Origin of the sequence: Trichocoleus sp. DQ-A1 (genome assembly GCF_039961955.1) — a bacterium.
GTDB lineage: Bacteria > Cyanobacteriota > Cyanobacteriia > Cyanobacteriales > FACHB-T130 > FACHB-T130.
Genome location: NZ_JAMPKE010000004.1, coordinates 74029 through 96283, shown reverse-complemented (window position 1 = coordinate 96283; position 22255 = coordinate 74029). Strand labels below are relative to the sequence as shown.

The following is a 22255-nucleotide window of genomic DNA, read 5'->3' as shown; positions in this document are numbered from 1 at the left end:
GTATCCAATTTTAAGATTGTCGGTGGGCAGTGTCCACCTTGACCGCTGAATCAAGAAGGAGTATTGAGCTGAATGACAGAAACCTTAATTGGCGCTTTGTTTGTATTTGTATTAGCATCTTTTATCGGATTTGAAGTAATTAACAAAGTGCCACCGACACTCCATACTCCCCTAATGTCTGGGGCAAATGCAATTTCTGGAATTGCCGTGATCGGGGCGCTGATTGTCTGCGGGCCGCGCGAGTCAAATCTCAGCGTCATTTTGGGCTTAATTGCCGTGGTGCTAGCAACCATCAACGTAGTAGGTGGTTTCTTAGTGACGGATCGGATGTTGCAAATGTTTAAGAAAAAGGTAAGCGGGTAATGGATAAGCTTTGAAGTTTGAACAGAAGAAATTTCTCACTCAAAATTCAAACCCGAACACTCAAAACTCTATCTGATTACCAATCACCAATTACCCATTACCGACGAACAAGTGATATGACGGAATTTCTGCCAACTGGGATACAGCTGACTTACTTAGTAGCAGCGTGTTTGTTTATTCTGGGATTGAAGAAGCTGGGTTCACCGGCGACAGCTCGCACAGGCAATCAGTGGGCAGCTGTCGGGATGCTACTGGCTATCGTGGCAACACTGCTAGATAGGCAGGTGTTGAACTACGAAATGATTTTGTTGGGTTTGCTGATTGGTTCAGTGTTGGGAGCGATCGCAGCCTATAAAGTAGAAATGACCGATATGCCCCAAATGGTGGGTCTACTCAACGGTTTGGGAGGCTTAGCTTCTGCCCTGGTCGCTGTAGGAGAATTTTGGCGGCTCTTGGGCACGCAGCAAGCAATTCCCTTCGACGCCAACCTCTCGATTATCAGTAGCGTATTTATCGGCGGCGTCACCTTCACTGGCAGTATGATGGCCTTTGCCAAATTGCAGGGACTCATTAGTGGTTCTCCCATTACTTTTCCCTTGCAACAACCCATCAACGCTCTCCTATTAGTAAGTTTTGTAGCAGCGAGTGCCTTCCTGCTAATTACCCCAGACAACTTACCTGTATTTCTAGCAATGGTAGGGATTTCCTTACTGCTGGGCGTGCTGTTCGTGATTCCGATTGGCGGCGGCGATATGCCTGTCGTAATTTCGCTGCTGAACTCGCTTTCTGGGGTCGCTGCGGCTGCTGCTGGTTTCGTGGTGATGAACAATATGCTGATCATCTCCGGAGCCTTGGTAGGCGCTTCAGGCTTAATCCTGACCGAAATCATGTGTAAGGCGATGAACCGTTCCCTTGCCAGCGTGCTGTTTGGTGCCTTCGGGAAAGCTGGGGCATCTGGTGGTACTGGTAGTGCAGAAGGGGGCGATAAAAATGTCCACAGCATCGATACCGAAGAAGGCGCGATGATGTTGGGCTATGCGCGTTCCGTCGTGATTGTTCCCGGCTATGGCATGGCAGTGGCTCAAGCACAACACGCTGTCCGCGAATTGGCTGACGGCTTAGAAAAACTAGGCGTTGAAGTGAAATACGCCATTCACCCAGTCGCGGGACGGATGCCAGGACACATGAACGTATTGTTAGCGGAGGCGAATGTGCCTTATCCGCAGCTATACGACATGGATGATATCAATCCGCAGTTAGAGCAGACGGATGTGGCGCTGGTGATTGGGGCGAATGATGTTGTGAATCCAGCGGCTCGTCACGATTCTGCTAGCCCGATTTACGGGATGCCGATTCTGGAAGTAGATAAGGCAAAACACACGATTGTGATTAAACGCGGGATGAGTGCGGGTTTTGCCGGTGTGGATAACGAGCTTTTCTACAAAGACAAAACGATGATGCTATTTGGCAGTGCGCGGGATGTCGTGGCGAAGCTTGTTGCTGAAGTGAAGCAGCTATAAACAAATTTTGAGTTTTAGATCATCACTCAAAATTGCGATCGCGATACGATACCAGTCTGCTTCAGGAGTTTAATACTCCTGAAGTTATCTTTTCTTTGGAATAAAAGATAGGTTAGGCTGGGCTTACCAGAGGCATCTGCTACATTCAGAAACCACGGTTATGTGATTTTGCATGAAAGCAGCATGAGACAATTCATCGCGGGTTTTACCGCCGCTTTAGTAGGTTTGGCGATCGCTTCGGTTGGTTCCGCGATGGCTCGTGAACCTGGTATCTATTTTAGGAATTCCCGTGCATTGTCAGACAAGGCAGATGGGAATGGGACTCCAAAGCCGATTTTAACCAGCCAAACCGCGTCCTCCACTCCAAAACAACCAACAGAGGAACTTTCCGCACTTTTAGATACGGTGGTGGAGGGCAACAGCTCGTTTGCCCTCGATCTCTATAACCGTCTGCGGAAACAAGAAGGAAACCTATTCTTCTCCCCTTACAGCATTTCAACGGCACTCGCCATGACCTACGCTGGAGCTGGCGGACAAACGGCGACCGAGATGGCGAAAGTTCTCCACTTCACCTTAGAGCAAGAACGCCTGCATCCGACTTTTGCCGCGCTCATGGCTGAGCTAAACGCCAGCGAACAGCAGGGATATCAAATTGCAGTTGCGAATCGGCTTTGGGGTCAAAAGGGCTATGGCTTTAGCGATCGCTTTTTGAAAACTACCCAAAACGACTACGGCGGGGGACTCCAAGAGGTGGACTTTGCCGGTGCGACTGAACAGACTCGCCGCACGATCAACAACTGGGTCGCAAAAAAAACTGAAGACAAAATTCAAGACCTGATTGCGCCAGGGACGATCTCTTCTAAGACCAAGCTGGTGCTGACAAATGCCATTTACTTTAAAGGTGCCTGGTTCAGCCCGTTCGATCGGCAAAAAACCAAAGATGAGCCGTTTTATGTCACTCCAACGCAGCAGGTTAGCGTGCCGATGATGTGCAAGACGGAGCAATACGGCTGGGCAGATATTGGCAGCTTGAAAGTGTTAGAGCTACCCTACGGTCAAGGCGAGGAGATATCCAAGGAATTATCGATGGTCATTCTCTTACCCAAGCAAGTGGATGGGTTGGCGAAGATGGAGCAGCAGCTGACGCCAAAAAACTTGGAACGGTGGCTATCGTCCCTCAAATACGAGCAGATGGTTGAAGTTTGGGTGCCTAAGTTCAACCTCACTTCAGAGTTTGACCTAAGCAAGGTACTGGCAAATATGGGGATGCCCGAAGCTTTCAGCGTTCAAGCTGACTTCTCGGCGATGACCGGCAAGAAAGGGTTGTTCATCTCCAAGGTGATTCACAAAGCCTTCGTGGAGGTAAATGAGGAGGGCACTGAGGCAGCTGCGTCTACAGGGGTTGGGATGACTAGGGGGGCAAACAAAGAGTTTCGAGCCGATCGCCCATTTGTGTTCCTGATTCGGGACAAGCAGTCGGGTAGCATTTTGTTCCTGGGTCGTGTGTTGAATCCGCTACAGTCAACAGCGGCTGTTGGGAAGTAAAGTTGATGCCGATCGCTTGGGAAATCGAGAAAATAGAAGATAGAGGGTTCCCAGCATTGATGCCTTTATCCTGAATTAGGAGTCTGCCAGCCGTGGTTGTACAAATATCTGATAGCACCTACGAAGTCAAGACCCAAGAAATTGCCAAACAACTGTTGGCAGCAACGAGAGAAAATCGCTCCTTTTTTGCCCAAATGCGCGACCAAATGCGCTGGGATGATAAATTACTTGCTTGGGCAATGGCTAACCCTGGTTTGCGAGTGCAGCTGTTTCGCTTCATTGACTGTCTGCCTGCGCTGCACAGTAAACCGGAAGTTGCTCGCCACTTGCAAGAATACTTGGCGGATGAGTCGGTTGAACTCCCGACGAGCCTGAAAGGGATGCTCAACTTTGCGTCTCCAGACTCAATGCCCGGTCAGGTAGCAGCGACAACGGTGAATACAGCAGTTGAAACCTTAGCGCATAAATATATCGCTGGGGAAAGTATTAAACAGGTTATTAAGACGGTTGAGCGATTGCGTAAGGAGAAAATGGCTTTCACCATCGACCTGTTGGGGGAAGCGGTGATTACGGAAACTGAGGCGCAGTCGTATTTAGATAGATATTTGGAATTGATGCAGCAGCTGACGGAGGCAGCGAAGACGTGGACGCGGGTTCCGGCAATTGACCAAGCAGATGGAGAAGAAATCCCCCAAATTCAAGTATCTGTCAAGCTGACAGCGTTTTATTCGCAGTTCGATCCGTTGGATGCGAAGGGAAGCGAGGAGCGAGTGAGCGATCGCATCCGGCTTCTCTTACGTCGTGCCCAAGCGTTGGGGGCTGCCGTTCACTTTGACATGGAACAGTATGCCTACAAAGATTTGACGCTCTCCATTCTGAAACAGTTGTTGATGGAAGAGGAGTTCCGGAGTCGCACGGATCTCGGAATAACCCTGCAAGCTTATTTGCGCGACAGCGAACAAGATTTGCGCGGCTTGATTGACTGGGCGAAACAGCGTGGCTATCCTCTGACAGTGCGCTTGGTAAAAGGGGCGTATTGGGATCAGGAAACCATCAAGGCAATGCAGAAAGATTGGCCGGTGCCAGTTTACAGCGATAAAACTGCAACCGATGCCAATTTTGAGAAGATGACCCAACTGTTGCTGGAAAATCATGAGTATTTGTACGCAGCAATTGGCAGTCATAACGTGCGATCGCAAGCACGGGCGATGGCGATCGCTGAAAGTTTGAAAATTCCCCGCCGTCGCTTTGAGATGCAAGTTTTGTATGGCATGGGGGATAAGCTGGCAAAAGCGCTCGTCGATAAAGGTTATCGAGTGCGGGTGTATTGTCCTTATGGGGATTTGCTACCGGGAATGGCGTATTTGATTCGCCGATTGCTGGAAAATACTGCCAATAGTTCATTCTTGCGGCAAAATCTGGAAGAGCGCCCGATTGAGGAATTGTTAGCACCCCCCGTCGTAGAAAGTTCGGAGTCTTCAGTCAAAGCTCAAAACTCAAAACTCAAAACTCAAAACTTGCCTTTTCACAATGCAGCGGATACGGATTATGCAGAAGCTGAGGAAAGGAAGCGATCGCAACAAGCTTTGCAAACGGTACGCGAACAGTTAGGTAAAACCTATTTACCTCTGATTGACGGTGAATATGTAAACACATCCGATATCGTCGATTCAGTGAATCCTTCCAACCCCAGCGAGGTGGTTGGCAAAATCGGATTGATTAGCGTAGAACAAGCAGAACAGGCGATCCAAGCCGCAAAAGCAGCATTTGCCAGTTGGCGGCAGACTCCAGTGCCAGAAAGGGCTGGAGTGTTGCGGAAAGCAGCAGATTTAATGGAAAAACGCCGCGCCGAATTATCTGCGTGCATGGTATTAGAAGTTGGAAAGCCAGTGCGGGAATGTGACGGTGAAGTTTCCGAGGCAATAGACTTCTGCCGTTACTACGCCGACGAAATGGAACGGCTGGATGCTGGGCACCATTATGACATCGCTGGGGAAACCAACCGCTATAACTACCAACCACGAGGGATTTCCCTGATTATTTCCCCTTGGAATTTCCCCTTGGCGATTCCCACCGGAATGACAGTGGCGTCACTGGTGGCTGGAAATTGTACGCTTCTCAAACCGGCTGAAGTTTCATCGGTGATTACAGCCAAACTCAGTGAAATTCTGGTAGAAGCAGGCATTCCTCGTGGGGTGTTTCAATACGTCCCCGGCAAAGGTTCAACGGTGGGTGCTTATATGGTGAAGCATCCCGACGTCCACATGATTACTTTCACAGGTTCTCAGGAAGTCGGTTGTCGGATTTACGCTGATGCGGCGATTTTACAACCAGGGCAAAAACACCTGAAGCGGGTGATTGCCGAAATGGGTGGCAAGAATGCGATTATCGTCGATGAAAGTGCGGATCTCGACCAAGCTGTGCAAGGTGTGGTGCAGTCCGCCTTTGGTTACAGCGGACAGAAGTGTTCGGCGTGTTCTCGGGTAATTGTTCTAGAACCCATCTATGATGCCTTTGTAGAGCGTTTGGTGGAAGCAACGCGATCGCTCAATGTTGGCCCTGCGGAGGCACCCAGCACCCAAGTTGGCCCCGTGATTGATGCAAACGCACGCGATCGCATTTTGGGATATATCGAGAAAGGGCGTCAGGAAGCCAAAGTGGCGCTGGAAATGCCCGCACCCAACAATGGCTATTTTATCGGTCCAACGATTTTCTCAGAAGTCTCGCCAGAGGCAACGATTGCCCAAGAAGAAATTTTTGGTCCGGTTCTAGCCGTCATGCGGGTGAAGAATTTTGAGGAAGCGATCGCAGTTGGTAATAATACCAACTTCGCCCTGACTGGCGGTCTATATTCCCGTACACCTTCCCACATTCAACAAGCTGAAAGCGAATTTGAAGTCGGCAACCTCTACATCAATCGCGGAATCACTGGCGCAATTGTAGCAAGACAACCCTTCGGCGGTTTCAAACTTTCTGGCGTCGGTTCTAAAGCAGGTGGCCCAGATTACTTGCTACAATTCCTCGAACCCCGCGTAGTGACAGAAAATATCCAGCGCCAAGGATTTGCTCCGATTGAAGGAGTAGATTAGAAAGGCAAAAGTAAGAAGGCAAAAGTAAACAGAAAGAATTGTTTCTTTTACTTTTGTCTTTTTGTTGGGGTAAGGTAATTGGGAGAAAATAATAGAGCGGTTCTCAATTTGATGCAATACAAAATGAGAAAGAAGTTAAAAGAACCTATCTGGATTCTGTGACCGATAAAGATAAAAGCACTAAGTTTAAGAATAGAAGTCTGCTAATTCTAGGAATCATTTGGCTGGTGGGGGCAGTTAGCGATCGCATTTGGTTTGCGCTTGACCACTCAGTACCAGCTTGGGATCAGGCAGATTACTTGACGGGATCGTTGAACTACTGGAGGGCTTTGCAACAACCCCAGTGGTTTTCAGGGGAGTGGTGGACGAGTTTTTGGCTTTTGACATCCAAAGTGCCGCCTTTTACCTACATTGCGACTGCTATCGTCCAGCATCTCTTTGGGAGGGGGGCGGATCAAGCCACGCTGGTTCTGTTGCTATTCAGTGCGATGCTTTTGGGTTCGGTTTATGGTTTGGGCGTCCAGCTATTTAGCATTGAAGTCGGTTTATGGGCGGCTGGGCTGTGCCAATTGTTACCGGGGATTTATCAATATCGCCTGGATTTTCTGCTGGATTATCCGCTGACAGCGGTTGTGACGTTGAGTTTCTTTTGCTTGACGGTTTGGCGGAATTGTCGAACCGCAGAGGAACAGAGGACGCAAAGAACAAGAGAATGGGTTTGGGCGGCGGCGTTTGGACTTTCTTTGGGGCTGGCGCTGATGGTAAAGCAGACAGCGCTGTTCTTTCTGTTGACGCCGATTTTGTGGGTGGGGTTTGGGACGATTCTTCGGCACCGGGCATGGGGACGCCTCGCGCAACTGGTTTCTGGGTTGCTGCTTTCGGTTTTGGTCTTTGGTCCTTGGTATCGCACCAATTGGCTGCTGATGCTGACGGCGGGAAAAAGGGCGACAGTGGATTCAGCGATCGCGGAGGGAGATCCCGCCCTCAATACTCTAGACGCTTGGACTTACTACTGGAAAATTCTTCCTTACCATCTGTCTTGGCCTTTGTTACTCATTCCAATTGTGGGATTGCTGATTTATTCAATTAAAAAAATAAAAACTCAACAAGAGAATTCTTCAACTTTTAATTTTTCATTTCTAAATTTTGATTCAATTGCTTGGCTTGCGGTATTTTGGCTGGGAGCTTATTTACTGGGTTCGCTGAATATTAATAAAGATTCTCGCTATGTCTTGCCTTACTTGCCGGTGGTAGCGCTATTTTTGGCTTATGGCTTGACGCGCCAGACAGGACGCTGGAAACATCATATCCATTGGGGAACGGTTAGTTTGGCGGTGCTGCTGATGTTTCTGAACCTGTTTCCCGTGGGAGGGATGTTTGCCAATATCACGCGAGTTCTCAGTCCCTACGCCCAGCATCCCGTTTATTTGGGAGAAAAATGGCCTCACCAACAAGCGATCGCCCAAATTATTCAAACCGAACCTTATCTGCGTTCCACACTGGGAGTATTACCCTCAACCGCCAAAATCAACCAGCATAATTTCAATTATTACGGTGCGTTAGAAAATTTTCAGGTGTATGGGCGTCAGGTGGGAACCCGAAAAAAGTTTGTCCCTCAAGATGCGCGATCGCTTTCCTGGTTCCTTACGAAAAGTGGCAAGCAAGGATCGATTCCAGACGCGCAAGCAATTATCGTCCAAACTGTAGAACAAGGTTCGGATTTCCAGTTGCACAAGACTTGGAATTTACCCGATGACAGCGTGCTGAAACTTTATCATCGCAAAACGCCACCCATCCAAGTACAACCCCTCACAGAACCCCGTACCCAAGTCAGCCTAGAACGGGTGAGTGTGCCTAATCAAGCCCCACCAGGGATTCCCGTACCGATTACCTACGAATGGTCTGGTTCCTGGGAACAGTTGCAATCCGGTTTAGTGCTGCTGACTTGGCGAATGAGCGATCGCATTGTTGAAAATCCCAAATCTGAATGGCTGCACGATCACGGGATTGGCATGGGAGAATTGTATCCAAAAGTTCTTCCCCCTGAGCGTTCTGCGAATGGCTTTCGAGTCACCGAACAGATGGCGATGCTGCCGCCAGCAAATATATCGGCTGGCATTTACAGCCTAGAAGCGACTTACCTGAACCGGCAAACGGGTGAAACTTACCCGATACAGGTGCCCCCCGTGACACTGAAGATTGAACCCCTTGCTGCCGCCACACCCGCACCAGAGCTGGATTTGCTGACTCAGTTGCGGACTCTAGCCGCTACTTTACCCCAAGGGACAGAAGCTCTAGAGTCAATCTTTGAAGAAACTGGGCGCATCAACCAGTACGACCCGATTCAAGACTATCTGAATCAAACCTTAACAGCATTGGAATACCGACTGCAACGGGAACCGCAAAACCGGGATTGGGCATACACGCTGGCTTTGTCAAAGGCGCTGAAGCGACAAGTCAAAGGTGCGATCGCTGCCTTAGAACGAGTCGTTGAGATCGACTCCCAAAATCCTTACGCTTATGCCTATCTCGCCTTTGTCCATCTGTACGATTGGCATCCCGCCGCCGCCCAGAAAGCTTTGAAACCGGCTCTTGCCATCAATCCGAACTTATACGAACTTCAAGCCCTGAATGGCGTAGCAACGCTTCTGCAAGGCAATCTCATCAAAGCTTGGCAAATTCTAAAAGAATTAAAAATTCCGAATTAGAAACAAAATTCTTTCTTTTGCCTTTTACTTTTTACCTTCTTCAGAGATGTTTCATCAAAATTAACTCCAACTGAGGAATGCCTATCGGCTTGCTGAGATAATCATTAGCACCAGCCTCTAGAAAACGGTCTCGATCTTCTGCCATTGTATTTACCGTCACCATTACCACTGGCAGTCTTTCCAGTTCCGGCTGCTGTTTTAAGTCTTTTAGTAAATCTAACCCGCTGTATCCACCGGGTAAATTTACATCCAACAAAATCAGATCGGGCTGGAAGTTTCGCACTCGCTGGAGGAAATCAGTCCCATTAAGCAAATGTTCGACGGTATGGCCTACGACTTGGAGATAGTCTTGCAACAGCAACCCGCTACTTTCATCGTCTTCCACAATTAGAATTCGTCCTTTGCCAGGGATAGAAAAAGGGTTGGCGGCGACTTTTAACTCGCCTTTTAACTCGCCATTGTTAAGTCCAGAAGACAATGAAGAAGAATCGCCCCCCTCGCTTGGAAACTGATAGATGGAGACTGATTCATTGCTCATATCGGGCAGATATAGAGTAAACTCACTGCCTTTTCCTAGGGTTGAGGAAACCGTCACATCTCCACCATGAAGTCGGGCTAAACTGCGAGTCAGTGACAACCCCAAACCAGTGCCAGCAAACTGCCGGTTCAGTCCGCTGTCCAATTGGCGAAATGGCTCAAATAACAATGACAGCTTCTCAGGGGCAATACCAATGCCCGTATCCGCTACGGTAAACGCAATGCATCCTGGCTGCTTTTGCACAATTAGGGAAACTTGACCCGATGGTGTGAACTTAATTGCATTCGATAGCAGATTCAATAACATCTGCTTTAGACGTCGTTCATCGGCGACACAAACATCAATTTCTGGGTCAATTTGACTGGTGAGTTGTAGCCCTCGTTCGTAGGCTTGTTCCCTCATAATCGTAACGATGTATTCGCACAAATTCGGCACGATAATTGGCATCGGGCAGAGTTTCTCTTTGCCTGCTTCGACTTTAGAAAGGTCAAGAATATCGTTAATCAGCGATAGAAGATGTTCGCCACTGTTATTAATGCAGGTGACATACTCTTTCTGTTTCTCATTGATTGTGCCAAAAATTTCTTGCCGCAGGATGTGAGAGAGTCCTAAGATGGCGTTAAGGGGCGTTCGGAGTTCGTGGCTCATGGTGGCAAGGAATTCACTTTTTGCTCGACTTCCCGCTTCTGCCGCTTCCTTTGCTTCCCGCAGTTCGATTTCTTTGTTCATGCGATCGCTAATGTCATACACGACCGCTTGCAACACTTTTCGGTTGTCCAGCTTGATTGCCGTTAGCGTCACCTCTGCCGGAAAATCTTTACCATCCAACGTCCGATGAATCCAATCAAAGCGACAGTTGCCTTCTGTTAGGGCAGTGGTAATGCGATCGCAAGCTAGAGTCAGGGAATCTTGACCATCGGGCTGATTTGGTGGTGAGAATGTGCTGGGATGTTTGCCGCAAAACTCCTCCAAGCCATTACAGCCAAATAGGTGTAGGGTTGCACTGTTGCAATTGAAAATTTCTTGTTCATCCAACAGCATCACCGCCGCGCTGGTCGATTCATAGAGCGTTCGGAATTTGGTTTCCGATTCTTGCAGTGCCTTTTCTGCTTGTTTGCGCTCGGTAATGTCTCGCGTCGTATTGACCGCCAGCAGGACTTTCCCCCTGTCATCGCGGATTGCCGCCCCATTGATACTCACCCACTTACGCTCTCCATTGAGACTGTGTACCACCAGCTCCTGATCGGTAAAAACTTCCCCTTGAAGTGCCCTTGTAAGGGGTAACTCCGACCGACGAGGGCGGGAACCATCGGGGTTACGGACTTTTAATTTAGTTAAGAAATTCTTGACGTGAGGCACAGAGCCTGGTGCGGAGGTAGGTGTGACACCATTCCCGACCAGACCATATATCTGCAATGCCGCCCGGTTTAACAGCACGATTTGACCATCGGGTTGAGTGACAGTAATTCCCTCTTGAATGGAATCAAGAATGGCTTCCAGCAGTGTTTTTTCCTGAGCGAGTTGCTGAGTGCGCTCCTGAACGAGGCTTTCTAGCTGTTCAAGCTCGTGGGCATTGTAGAGTGCGATCGCTGTCTGTCCAGCTAACTGTTGCAGCAGTTGGATTTCCCATTCTAAGAACGGCGGACGCGGCTTGATCGAGCCGACGACTAGATAGCCGTAGAATTGCTCTCTTACGAAGATAGGAGCCAAGAGCATCGTACTTGGTCTCGTTTCCGCGCAAAGCGCTTGATAGGCTGGGGTCAACCAAAAGTCAGTAGTGTTTGCGATCGCTACCGGACGGTTTTCGAGCAACTCACTTCGCACCGTTTCCCAGCCTTCTACGGACAGGGTTGTCCCTTGTAGGGGCGATTGAGAAATCGGCTTTACAGCATCTGATAAATGGGGCCAATACTCCGCTTCAATGTAAACTCGGTTTGATTCCGACAAGTCTCGGACTACCATGCAGAAATCGCAGCTCATCGGGACTGCCGTCTGTCGGACAATTTCATCAACGACTGATTTTGGATCGAGATTAGAATTTAAGGCAGTCGTGATGCGGTTTACTAAGGCTTCTCGCTCCAGTTGTTGCTGCAAGGCTCGCTGGGTTTGTTGGAGTCGTATCTGCATCCGCTGACGCTCAATGGCATATCGCACGGTGCGGATCAGCAGATGGCTGTCGGCATGACCTTTGACGAGATAGTCTTGCGCTCCTTCTTGTACAGCAGAAAGTGCGATCGCTTCATCGGCTAGCCCCGACATCACCACAATCGGCACTTCTGGTACAGCATTGCAGACTCGTCTGACGGTTTCTAAACCCTGAGCATCTGGCAGCGATAAATCTAACAAAATCACCCCGATCGATAGTGGGAGGCGATCGCCTTTCAGCTCAAAAGGTTGCTGGTTCGCTGGTTGGTTAAACCTTTCAATCTTCAACTTCTGAACGTTCAACCCTTCTGAACTGACGAGGCAATCCAGGGCTTCTGTGAGCGTTTGAACGTGGATCAGCGTTATCTGGGGAGCATTGACTTCCCGCAGCAGTTCCCGCACGAGACGGGCATCGCCAGGGTTATCCTCCACAAGCAATACGGCGATCGGTTCAGTCTGCATGGGTTGCACTCCAATTCTTTTACTGGAGGGTCTTCTTCCAGCATTTCCCCTCTCTTTCGGCAGCGTTACCATCTTTATGAGCTAAAACTTCCAGGGTTACTTTGAAAATTCTTAGGAACCAATCCACCTCTACTGGCTTGGTAATGTAATTGAGATGCTATGTATTGTAAATATTTTAATCTTTCATCAATGTTATCGGGATTACTTGCGGAGTCCCTCCAGTGTGCTGGTTTGGCTTGTTTTTTGCCCACACTCGATCAATATTTTTTTAGAATTCGTATCTACAAGCATGATGTCTGACCCTACCTACAGGGTGAATTTACTATACTTCGCCCCCTGAAATGCCACGTCTGAGAAGTTGGTTATGACATTATCCCTCTGTACAGGCTTTCCGATTCGGGCGGCAATTTCTTAGGATTTGCAACAGTAGCTTCTTGACCGAATAAATAACTCCTCGTAGTTGCCGATATGACTTTTAAAAAGTTTCTAAATTCTTAAAGCTTGTAAAGCTAATAGTTGGTCATTTTTTTGCTTGAATGATTGCTAAAAATTAATTTTTTTAAGACTTTCTAAATAAAAATAAATTTTGTATGTCTAATTTTTTTACTGGATGTTAAATTAGTGATATAGTAGCAATCTGATTTGAGCTGTAAGATGCCAGCAGTTCAGATACCTGATTTTTTAGAGAAGTCGGGTATCTCGCCTTTAGAAACCATTTAGGCTGGCTATATATATTATTAAATTAAAAGAATTTTAGTTGACAAATGCACCTAAGCTAGGTTTATTGTTTAGCTAAAAAAACAGTAATTTGTCCTATATCTGAAGACTGATTTCTGATGAGGGATGTAATCAGAACTGGGATAGATGTGTAATAGAAAATATAAAACATCCTTAGAAGGCAAACAATAATTATGACTTGGTTAGAAAGGCAATTTGGACAACAGAAGACCAGCTCAGAAGGAGACAGCAAACATGACGCTCAGGCTGTCGAAGAACAAATGAGTCCAGGACTTACGGGTGAGTATGATTGGGAGTTGCGTGAGAAGGCTGGGATGCATAAACCTCCAACATTGCCAGAATACATGGGCTTTGAGGGGGAATACGATGCTAACGGATTAGCTAAGCGCGTTGCTGCTGCATTTGATCAAGAGCCGAACCTCAAAAATATTGACACTCTTGAAATCGCTCAAGACGGTGGCACGATTATCCTCACGGGTTCTGTACCCGATCAATCAATTTTGAGCCATGTCGAAGCGGTTGCTGCCAAAGTAGATGGCACCAAAGCAGTAGACCTTCACCAAGTGGAAATTAAAACCCACGAAGGTTCCGTCCGATAAAATTAGAAAGGTCTGCTGTTAGTGGGAGATAAAGATTGGCTCAGCTGCAACGATTAGCGATCGCTCCCTCTCAATTTCAAAACCAGCAAATTATCCTGACTGCCGAACAACAGCATTACCTCAGTCGGGTGTTGCGGTTGCGGGAGGGCGATCGCTTTATCGCAATGGATGGACAAGGGCACTGGTGGCTGGCGAAGCTGGAGGCGAATCAGGGGCAGCTTCTAGAGCCGATTTCCGTCCAAACTGAGTTGCCCTGCTCGATAACGCTAATGCTTGCGTTGCCAAAAAACGGCTTTGATGAAGTGGTGCGCTACAGTACCGAACTAGGGGTGGTAGCGATCGCGCCCGTCGTGAGCGATCGCACCCTGCTCAATCCCAGCCCCCAAAAACTCGAACGCTGGCGGCGAATTGCCCAAGAAGCCGCCGAGCAATCAGAACGTCAAATCGTCCCCACAATTTTAGAAGCCGTTTCCTTTTCTGCTGCTTTGTCTTCACTCAAGATTAATTCTTCTTCGATAAAAAACAAGAATTATATCTGCGTTGCTCGTGGAGATTCTCCCCATTTACTCGATTGCTTGATTCATCTATTGCCGCAAGAAACCTCTACCTCTCCCCCAACCCCTCCCCTTGTAGGGGAGGGGAGTCCGGCTCTCCTTTCCCTACAAGGGAAGGGCGCTGGGGAGTTAAGTTTTTCAGGTACAGCAGATGAACTGAAGAATCCAGGGCAAGGAACGATTGTCATCGCCATCGGGCCAGAGGGAGGCTGGACACCCGCAGAAGTTGAACAAGCGATCGCTTCTGACTTCCAACCCGTTTCTCTAGGGCGTCGTATCCTGCGAGCCGTCACCGCCCCAATGGTCGCCTTATCTCTGGTAGCAGCGGCATGGGAATCAGAAATTAGAGAGATTTAAGCTACGGTTCAATGCACAATTAGAAATGAAGGATGCTTCAACTTTTAATTTTTAATTGTTATTTTTTTAATTACTGTAATGCTTGAACAACTTGCGGAAGCTTTCGAGCGCAAAGACTATAAAACCGTTGCCTGGTTACTCAACCATCTGGTAAAACAGATGCCGCAAAATCCCTTAGTACAGTTTTATGTGGGACGGCTGTACGAAGAAACGGGCAAGTTGGAGGCGGCGGAAAATGCCTATCGGCAGCTGCTACGGGAAACCACCAATCCCAAGATTATGACTCAAGCTCGTCAAGGATTGGGACGTATAGAAGCGATCGCCCAACAAAAAAGACGAGACGCGATCGCTCAAGCCACCGCCGCCCCAGAAGACACAGAAGCAGGCGTCTTAGTTCTAGAAGCCGTTAGCGCTGAAAAGAAACAGGTCGCCGCCCAACAGTTAGCTCGAATCGTGCAGATAGACCCTTACACCGCACGGCTACAACTTCCCAGTCGCGGCTGGCGGTTGTACCGAACTGGTCCGGTAGGAGAACTGCGATTCTACAGTCAACAGATGCAGCAAGCCGAAATTCCCAACTTCTGGGCAAACCTTGCAGATGTTCGGAAACTTAACGTTTTTCGCGTCAGCCATTTCCTTTCGGCTTCCCCACCTAGCGTCGTTTGCGAGAACGAACACGGTCAGACAGGTTCCCTGACCTTCAACTGGTCAGAAGTCAGACAACAAGTGCAAGGACTCTTACCAATCTTTGGCGAAGTCATCGACCAAGATGCTCGTCGCCAACTGCAATGGAAAACTCAAACCCAAGACTATGCCCAATTGATCGACTTGCATCTTCCTTCCAGACACAGTATTCTTCGCCTTTGCGATAGCAACTACCAGTTTGGGCAAGGGATTTCTTTCAATGCACAGCCGACTCAAGCCAATCAGGCTACCAACCGCAGTCACTGGAACAATTTACTTCATTTTCTAGAAGGACATTTGGCTCAGACGCCGATTTGGGCAGATTTTACAGATTTTGCTCAAACTGCGCTAGACCGTACAGAAATGCTAAAAAGTCTCAAGTCTCATATCGACTTATTTCGGCGCGAAGAAACCCTCTGGGACCCAGCTTTCCAACTGTACAGTGGGCTGGTTTTCCTCAGAGGGTCAAAGAATTAAAAAGACAAAATTAAAAACTAGACAACAAATTTGCTAATTTTTAATTTTTAATTATTTTTTCACCTGACGCGCCATGTCCATGAAGTTGCTCATGCTGGGACCGGGACGCCGACGAGTATTAGAGCTAGAAATTGGATTCAAGTATTTCGGAGCAAACGTGGTATCGGATTGGCTTTGACCCTTGCCGTTAATCGGTGCTGCTGGTTTCTCAGCAACTACTGCCTCAACACCTTCAGCCGTCTGAATTAGCTCTACTGGGGGTCTTTGAGCAATTTCTTTCGGTTCTGAGACTTCTTTAGAGTTTGATGAATTCTTGGATGCAGCCCCTACAAGTTCTGGGGTTGCTTGAGGCTTCGATGAATCTTTTTGTCCATTAGACGCAGATTTAGAAGCGGATGCAGATGCCTTCGCGGGTTCCGGCTTCTTCGATTCTGATGTTTGGGCTTTGACTGGTTCTGGCTTCTTCTGGCTCTCTTGCGCCGCTGGTTTTGCGTCTTTGGACTCTTCTAGCTCCATGTAGTATCCACCAGACTTCTTACGAGGAAGAGCAGCAGCCTCGTTTCCTTCAGATTTCTTAGAGCCAAAAATTCCACCAATGAAAGCAGTAATGCCGCCCAACAATTTTTTGATAAAACCAAACATTTAGTATTACTCCTGAGATTTAAATGACGATGTTGACTGATTCCCGAAACATTGGAGCAAGCTATTCTATTTTTGATGCAAGACTGGTATCGCCAAGGATAAGCTCAACTGCTCAGCTCAGAAAGCAGCCGCTTTACAATATGGACAAAGCGTTTCTACCGTTGCAATTTGCGATCCAGATCGGATTATGAAGTTTTACGGCGGACAAACGCAAGATTCCCAGATAGTTCTTTACAAAAATTTACAAATTTTGTTTTAGTAAGTACAGTTACCCAGCCAGTTAGCTCTGGAAAACGTTCTTTTGTTGCAAGAATTTACATTAATCTCAGATTTTAAGCCACAGCCACTCGACAGGCTGTCCTAAACCAACCCCAGCCGCGATCACTCGTGTCTAAGCTGGGATTATATGAGATTAATTCCTGGCAAAATGAACAGTGCCCCTAAGCGCAATCCTGTATTGCTAATTCACGGCATCAACGATACGGCTGCTGTATTCCATAAAATGGCTCCTTACCTGGCACAGCAAGGCTGGTCTGTATACGACCTCAGCCTCACCCCCAATAATGGTGCGATGGGTCTGGACTCTCTAGCACAGCAGGTTGCTGATTACGTTGCCAAGACCTTTGCACCCGACCAACCATTTGATTTGGTCGGCTTCAGTATGGGAGGCATCGTTAGCCGCTACTACGTGCAGCGACTAGGGGGCATTAACCGGGTGCAGCGTTTTATTACCATATCAGCACCCAACCACGGAACGTGGGCGGGCTACTTTCACAATGGGATTGGCTGCGTTCAGATGCGCCCTGATAGCGCTTTTCTACAAGATTTGAATCGGGATGTGGCGATGCTGGAACAGGTGAATTTCACCTCGATCTGGACGCCTTTTGATTTAATCATTCTGCCACCGAATAGTTCGGAAATGCCCGTCGGTCAAAATCTACAGGTGCCAGTATTGCTGCACCCGTGGATGATTACAGATGCTAAGGGGGTTAAGGCTGTGGAGAAGGCACTTTTAGAACCACTGAAGCGCGATCGCGTAGCGTCTCCTAATGGGAATCGCCAATCTCGGCATACTCCCGAACCCCGAAAATTGCCTCGGCATGAGAGTAATATTTGAACTCCATCAGGTTATAAAACGGATCTTCGAGGAAGAAGGTGCAATGTTCGGTGAGTTGACCGGGAAAGCGATGTTTCGGCTGCTGATAAAAGTGCAACCGTCGCTGTTGTGCCCGTTCTAGCAAGCTTTCCCAGTCAGCAATTGATGTAAAAACCAGCCCAAAGTGTCTGGGATAAATCCCTCGTTGCGGGATAATCGGTTCTTTGCTAACGTGACCTACCAGCTGATGACCGTAGAGATTCAGAATTAAGGCATCGCGGGTTTCACGCCCAACTTGGCAGCCGAGTCCATCAGCGTAGTAGGCTTTCGCTTGGGCAACATCGGAGATGGGAAAAGCAAGATGAAAGATTGTTGGGTTCATCGGTAATATTCTGAGTGCTGTGCTTTTGCGGCGCTTTACTTGCAAGCGAAGATCAAGGGTGATATCGCTACATAGATACATCCTTCACTTGCGGTTCCTTTTTGCGCCTCTCTCACGGGCGAGAGTATTGTGAAAGAGTGTTATGAATTCAAGATTTTTACAGATGCTCTCTACCATTAATTCTTTCAATCCCTGGTTAGTTGCAGTGGGATTGAATACAGTTTTGTTAGCGATCGCCTATTTCGCCCCTAAAAAGTTACTGACCCCTGCCGGATTCCTGCACGCTTGGGCGTTGGGCGTCATTATCTGGGGTACCCTTGGCTGGCAGGGATATTTAGTCGTGATGTTCTATTTTCTCGTAGGTTCTGCCGTCACGCGCATCGGCATGGCTCAAAAAGAAGCCGAGGGAATCGCCGAGAAACGGTCTGGGGCACGCGGGCCGGAGAATGTCTGGGGTTCCGCCCTTACGGGCACTCTATGCGCCTTAGGAACGCTACTGGTGAGTTATTTAGGACAACCTCAATGGGTGCCTTTTTTACTGCTGGGCTATGTAGCCAGTTTTAGCACTAAGCTTTCGGATACCTGCGCCAGTGAAGTCGGGAAAGCTTATGGTAAACGGACGTTTTTGATTACAACCTTACAACCTGTAGCCAGGGGAACAGAAGGGGCGGTTTCTTTAGAGGGAACAATCGCTGGAGTGGTGGCATCGGTTGCGATCGCTTGTGTTGGCTGGGGCGTTGGTGCGATCGATCTCATCGGGGTGGTTTGGTGCATAGTAGCAGCGTTTATTGCGACCAATTTGGAAAGTGTCATTGGTGCTACGCTGCAATCTCGCTACGATTGGCTTACCAACGAAGTAGTGAATTTTCTCAATACCTTAATCGGCGCGATCGCTGCAATTTTATTTGCCTTAGCATGGTACTCGTTTACTCTGCCTACTGCTGGGATTGCTTGAAAATAGAATAATTTCCAGCAATCTTTAAACGAATGGCTGCTGACGTTGATAAAGCGACCAATACAACCCTTTTTTTTGCATCAATTCTAGATGAGTTCCTTGTTCCATTAGAACCCCTTTCTCTAAGACCAAAATCAAATCTGCCCGCTTAAGCGGCTCAAATCTGTGGGCAATCATAAAAACTGTACGGTTTTGGGAAATCGCTTGTAAATTTTGTAAAACTTGCTGCTCTGTTTCGCTATCTAAGGCGCTAGTCGCTTCGTCGAGAATTAAAATAGGAGCTTGAGATAAGAATAAACGAGCTAAAGCAATTCGCTGACGCTGACCGCCAGATAAAGCAGTGCCTCGTTCTCCAACGTTATTCTCATAACCGTGGGCTAGTTCGCTGATAAAATCATCGGCAACGGCTAATCGTGCGGCTTCTACAACTTGCTCGGTGGTAATCTCTGAATTGCCTAAAGTAATATTTTCCAAGATGGAACCGTTAAAAAGAAAATCTTCTTGGAGAACTACACTAATTTGTTGGCGCAAGGATGCTAAATCAGCACTTTTAATATCAAATCTATCAATGAGAATCCGCCCTGATTCAATTGGATAAAGTCGTTGCAAAAGCTTGGAAAGGGTACTTTTACCAGAGCCACTTCGCCCGACAATGCCGACAAACATTCCCGGTTCAACAGTGAAGGTAATTCCTCGCAGGATTGGTTCTTGATTGGATTGATAGCGGAAGAAAACCCGATCGAAGGTAACTTTACCTTTCAGAGGGGGAAGGACTAAACCCGATCCGGGTTCGGCTTCAGGGGCAACGTTGAGAATATCTCCAATTCGGTCTACAGAAAGTAAAACTTGCTGGAGATTTTGCCACAATTGCACTAACCGTAAAATTGGCCCGGTCATTCTTCCAGCCAGCATTTGAAAAGCGACTAGCTGACCAATTGTGAGCTGATGGTCGATGACTAGGGCGGCTCCAAACCAGAGAATGAGTAAGTTGGAAAAATTAGTCAGAAAGTCACCAATATTGTTACTAATATTGGAGGTGGTAGAAGCTTTAAAGCCGGTGCGGATGAACCGGGCAAATAAACCTTCCCAGCGATCGCGTGCGGTTCCTTCGGCTGCATGAGCCTTCACTGCATGGATTCCCGTCACCGTCTCTACAAGAAACGATTGGCTATCCGCACTGCGGTTAAAGGTTTCATTCAACCAGTTCCGGAGAATCGGCGTCGCCACCAATGTCAACATTGCAAATAGCGGAATCACTGCCAAGGCAACGAAGGTAAGCTTGACATTGTAATAAAACATCAGCGCCAGGTAGATAACAGCAAAGACGCTATCTAAGATGACAGTTAACGCCGTTCCGGTGAGAAATTGGCGAATATTTTCCAGTTCTTGTACTCGCGCTACCGTATCTCCAACGCGGCGAGACTCAAAATAAGCCAAAGGTAGCCGCATCAAGTGGCGAAACAATTGAGCGGATAAACTAAGGTCTAAGCGTCGTGCAGTGTGAGTAAAGATAAATAGCCGTAAGATACCCAGAATCGCCTCAAAGATAGCAACGCTCAAAAGCGCGATCGCCATCACGTCCAAAGTTGGCAGACTTTCCTGCACCATCACCTTGTCAATAATCACCTGAGTGATGATTGGCGTCGCTAAACCCAACAGCTGCAACGTGAAAGACGCAACCAGGACTTCCCCCAGTAAACCCCGGTAACGCCAAACTGCCGGTAAAAACCAAGTAAGGTTAAATTTGTCTTGTCGCTGAATCAGTTCAACTTGCCACAGTTGCCCATCCCAAGCAGCTTCAAGTGAGGACAAAGGAATACTTTCGCAAGTTTGACTAGGGTTGAGGGGGTTAGCGATGATGACGCGATCGCCTTTTACCTCGTATACCACCACCCAATGTTCCTGGTTCCAATGCAGCAAAGCTGGAAAAGATAGCTGCTGCAATTCGCGCCCAGATACTACCAAGCATCGCAGATGTAGCCCTATTTTCTCACTGGCTTCTACAAGCTGTTTCGGGCGTTGTCCCCGCAACTGACGTTGTATCCACTCTAGAGAAGCTGGATTTTGTAAGTATTGCGCCACCATCGTTAAGCAAGCTGCCGCTGAGTTAAGGCTAGAAATAAACGGATAATTACTTACAGATATCCTGCGTTCGGTTTCTATCGTTGCCTCTTCGTGGTTAGACTTGACGCCGCTAGATTGCTTCCAGAAGCTATCCAGTTCTGGAGAGGAAGCTTCATGCCATAACGCAGTATCCCAGCGCACTACCACAACTTCTTTGCTAGAAGCGATCGCTTTGAATCCCAGAAATTGCTGCAAATCACCGAACCAATCTCCCTCGGTCAAAGTGGTTAGCGGTTTCGCCCCTCCTTCTTCCCGCAAACGCACTTTTCCAGACAGAATTAAAAACTGGTCGCCCGGACGATCTGTAGACCAAATTTTTTCCCCCAACTTGTAGGAACGAATTTCGGCTTGCGTTTGGAATTTCGCTTGCTGTTCTGATGTCAGCAAGCTCAGAGGTGGAATATTCCCAGGCAAAATTTTAGCGAGTTCAACACTACTCAACTGATTTGCAGTTTCACCGTTAAGTTTTGAATTTTCTGTGCTAGCCATTGCTCAAAAAGTTCATTCTGTAGTGCTTCCTTTAGCTGACTATCTTCTAACGAAGCTGGCAGGAATTTCTCAACTCGAAACAAAGCCCAACGTTCTTCGAGTTTTAATGGCTCTAATAACCGCCCTGGACTCGCGGTATCAATCGCGGCTCGGATTTGGTCTGGAAGCGTTCCTCGGCTGACTGGCCCCATCATTCCATTTACAATCCGATCATCTGTGAGAGAATACTCTTGAGCTAATTGTTCAAAGCTGGCTCCCTCTTCAATTTGACTATATAATTCTTCAGCTAATTCTTGTTGGGCTACCACAAGACGAGAGAGTACAAACCGATCCAGGAATAGCTTGCGTTCAATGAAATATTCTTGCAGTTTCGGCTCTGCAATCTGAATTTTGAGCTTGGTGAGCTGAAAACCAGATTTTACCTGATTGTGGAATGTTTCGTAGTCGATTCCACTGCGAACAAGCCATTCTTGGAAACTCTTGGGATCTGCTAAATTTCGCTGCAACCGAAAATCAATCACTGCTTGCTCAATTGCCGCTAAGCTAATATCTAGCTTGAGGTTTTTTAATTCTTTATCCACAACGTACTGACGAAGAATTTCTCCAATAAAAGAACTGAGTTTACCAGAAAATTGCAGATATTTTAGAGTTTCTTTAAGGGAAATTGATTGGCCATTTACGATGAGAAAAGGTACAGATTCCATAATATAAAGAATTGAGGGAATGTTTGTATTTTCTAAAATTATGAGTAATTATATACAGGAGAGATGTCCGCTCCACAAAAAGCT

General features: G+C 47.6%; 15 protein-coding genes. 10 read left to right on the top strand and 5 right to left on the bottom strand.

The annotated features are described in order from the left end of the window. Window positions 1–72: 72 nt before the first annotated feature. From NDI33_RS06085 to NDI33_RS06065, 5 genes are all read left to right on the top strand, one after another. Window positions 73–363: an NAD(P) transhydrogenase subunit alpha gene (locus NDI33_RS06085; protein WP_190412730.1), complete on the top strand. Its 291-nt coding sequence runs from the start codon at window positions 73–75 to the stop codon at window positions 361–363. A gap of 116 nt (window positions 364–479) precedes the next feature. Beyond that, the gene (locus NDI33_RS06080; RefSeq protein ID WP_190412731.1) at window positions 480–1883 is read left to right on the top strand and encodes an NAD(P)(+) transhydrogenase (Re/Si-specific) subunit beta; all 1404 of its coding nucleotides are present in this window, start codon (window positions 480–482) and stop codon (window positions 1881–1883) included. A 183-nt stretch (window positions 1884–2066) separates the two neighbouring features. Beyond that, window positions 2067–3428 (top strand): serpin family protein, encoded by a 1362-nt coding sequence (locus NDI33_RS06075; protein WP_190677709.1) that lies wholly within the window; start codon window positions 2067–2069, stop codon window positions 3426–3428. Between the two features lie 92 nt (window positions 3429–3520). Further along, on the top strand, window positions 3521–6517 hold the full coding sequence (pruA, locus tag NDI33_RS06070; RefSeq protein WP_190677707.1) for an L-glutamate gamma-semialdehyde dehydrogenase: 2997 nt from the start codon (window positions 3521–3523) through the stop codon (window positions 6515–6517). A gap of 158 nt (window positions 6518–6675) precedes the next feature. Then, window positions 6676–9225, top strand: a complete 2550-nt coding sequence (locus tag NDI33_RS06065; RefSeq protein ID WP_190677705.1) for a glycosyltransferase family 39 protein — start codon at window positions 6676–6678, stop codon at window positions 9223–9225. 40 nt (window positions 9226–9265) lie between these two features. On the opposite strand, the gene NDI33_RS06060 is transcribed toward NDI33_RS06065, so the two are convergent. Continuing rightward, window positions 9266–12370 (bottom strand): response regulator, encoded by a 3105-nt coding sequence (locus NDI33_RS06060; RefSeq protein WP_190677698.1) that lies wholly within the window; start codon window positions 12368–12370, stop codon window positions 9266–9268. A gap of 911 nt (window positions 12371–13281) precedes the next feature. Here NDI33_RS06060 and NDI33_RS06055 point away from each other — a divergent pair. The 3 genes from NDI33_RS06055 to NDI33_RS06045 all read left to right on the top strand — a co-directional run bounded on the left by NDI33_RS06055 (window position 13282) and on the right by NDI33_RS06045 (window position 15779). Then, window positions 13282–13707 carry a BON domain-containing protein gene (locus tag NDI33_RS06055; protein WP_190412736.1) on the top strand — a complete coding sequence of 142 codons (426 nt, stop codon included), beginning with the start codon at window positions 13282–13284 and terminating at the stop codon, window positions 13705–13707. Between the two features lie 35 nt (window positions 13708–13742). Then, window positions 13743–14618, top strand: coding sequence for an RsmE family RNA methyltransferase (locus NDI33_RS06050; RefSeq protein ID WP_190677696.1), 876 nt, complete (start codon window positions 13743–13745; stop codon window positions 14616–14618). Window positions 14619–14696: 78 nt separating this feature from the next. Beyond that, window positions 14697–15779 (top strand): tetratricopeptide repeat protein, encoded by a 1083-nt coding sequence (locus NDI33_RS06045; protein WP_190677693.1) that lies wholly within the window; start codon window positions 14697–14699, stop codon window positions 15777–15779. 51 nt (window positions 15780–15830) lie between these two features. On the opposite strand, the gene NDI33_RS06040 is transcribed toward NDI33_RS06045, so the two are convergent. After that, the gene (locus NDI33_RS06040) at window positions 15831–16421 is read right to left on the bottom strand and encodes a hypothetical protein (RefSeq protein WP_190412739.1); all 591 of its coding nucleotides are present in this window, start codon (window positions 16419–16421) and stop codon (window positions 15831–15833) included. A 427-nt stretch (window positions 16422–16848) separates the two neighbouring features. On the opposite strand from NDI33_RS06040, the gene NDI33_RS06035 reads away from it, so the two are divergent. After that, entirely contained in the window at window positions 16849–17538 is a 690-nt protein-coding gene (locus tag NDI33_RS06035) for a triacylglycerol lipase (protein WP_190412740.1), read from the top strand. Here the strand turns inward: NDI33_RS06035 and NDI33_RS06030 are convergent. Continuing rightward, window positions 17468–17899, bottom strand: coding sequence for a VOC family protein (locus tag NDI33_RS06030; RefSeq protein WP_190430473.1), 432 nt, complete (start codon window positions 17897–17899; stop codon window positions 17468–17470). The two genes, NDI33_RS06035 and NDI33_RS06030, sit on opposite strands and share 71 nt — an antisense overlap. Window positions 17900–18062: 163 nt before the next feature. Between NDI33_RS06030 and NDI33_RS06025 the strand changes: the two genes are divergently transcribed. Continuing rightward, window positions 18063–18854: a TIGR00297 family protein gene (locus tag NDI33_RS06025; protein WP_190677879.1), complete on the top strand. Its 792-nt coding sequence runs from the start codon at window positions 18063–18065 to the stop codon at window positions 18852–18854. Window positions 18855–18878: 24 nt separating this feature from the next. Here the strand turns inward: NDI33_RS06025 and NDI33_RS06020 are convergent, their stop codons facing one another. Continuing rightward, window positions 18879–21467 carry a peptidase domain-containing ABC transporter gene (locus NDI33_RS06020; protein ID WP_190677691.1) on the bottom strand — a complete coding sequence of 863 codons (2589 nt, stop codon included), beginning with the start codon at window positions 21465–21467 and terminating at the stop codon, window positions 18879–18881. After that, window positions 21416–22171 carry a peptidylprolyl isomerase gene (locus NDI33_RS06015; RefSeq protein WP_190677688.1) on the bottom strand — a complete coding sequence of 252 codons (756 nt, stop codon included), beginning with the start codon at window positions 22169–22171 and terminating at the stop codon, window positions 21416–21418. Before NDI33_RS06015 ends, NDI33_RS06020 begins: the two co-directional genes overlap by 52 nt. Window positions 22172–22255: the final 84 nt, after the last annotated feature.

What these genes read in the sequence shown, in the direction of transcription:
- NDI33_RS06085 (WP_190412730.1), top strand. Translation starts at nt 73, where the DNA reads ATGACAGAAACCTTAATTGGCGCTTTGTTTGTATTTGTATTAGCATCT.
- NDI33_RS06080 (WP_190412731.1), top strand. Translation starts at nt 480, where the DNA reads ATGACGGAATTTCTGCCAACTGGGATACAGCTGACTTACTTAGTAGCA.
- NDI33_RS06075 (WP_190677709.1), top strand. Translation starts at nt 2,067, where the DNA reads ATGAGACAATTCATCGCGGGTTTTACCGCCGCTTTAGTAGGTTTGGCG.
- NDI33_RS06060 (WP_190677698.1), bottom strand. Translation starts at nt 12,370, where the DNA reads ATGCAGACTGAACCGATCGCCGTATTGCTTGTGGAGGATAACCCTGGC.
- NDI33_RS06055 (WP_190412736.1), top strand. Translation starts at nt 13,282, where the DNA reads ATGACTTGGTTAGAAAGGCAATTTGGACAACAGAAGACCAGCTCAGAA.
- NDI33_RS06045 (WP_190677693.1), top strand. Translation starts at nt 14,697, where the DNA reads ATGCTTGAACAACTTGCGGAAGCTTTCGAGCGCAAAGACTATAAAACC.
- NDI33_RS06040 (WP_190412739.1), bottom strand. Translation starts at nt 16,421, where the DNA reads ATGTTTGGTTTTATCAAAAAATTGTTGGGCGGCATTACTGCTTTCATT.
- NDI33_RS06035 (WP_190412740.1), top strand. Translation starts at nt 16,849, where the DNA reads ATGAACAGTGCCCCTAAGCGCAATCCTGTATTGCTAATTCACGGCATC.
- NDI33_RS06030 (WP_190430473.1), bottom strand. Translation starts at nt 17,899, where the DNA reads ATGAACCCAACAATCTTTCATCTTGCTTTTCCCATCTCCGATGTTGCC.
- NDI33_RS06025 (WP_190677879.1), top strand. Translation starts at nt 18,063, where the DNA reads ATGCTCTCTACCATTAATTCTTTCAATCCCTGGTTAGTTGCAGTGGGA.
- NDI33_RS06020 (WP_190677691.1), bottom strand. Translation starts at nt 21,467, where the DNA reads ATGGCTAGCACAGAAAATTCAAAACTTAACGGTGAAACTGCAAATCAG.
- NDI33_RS06015 (WP_190677688.1), bottom strand. Translation starts at nt 22,171, where the DNA reads ATGGAATCTGTACCTTTTCTCATCGTAAATGGCCAATCAATTTCCCTT.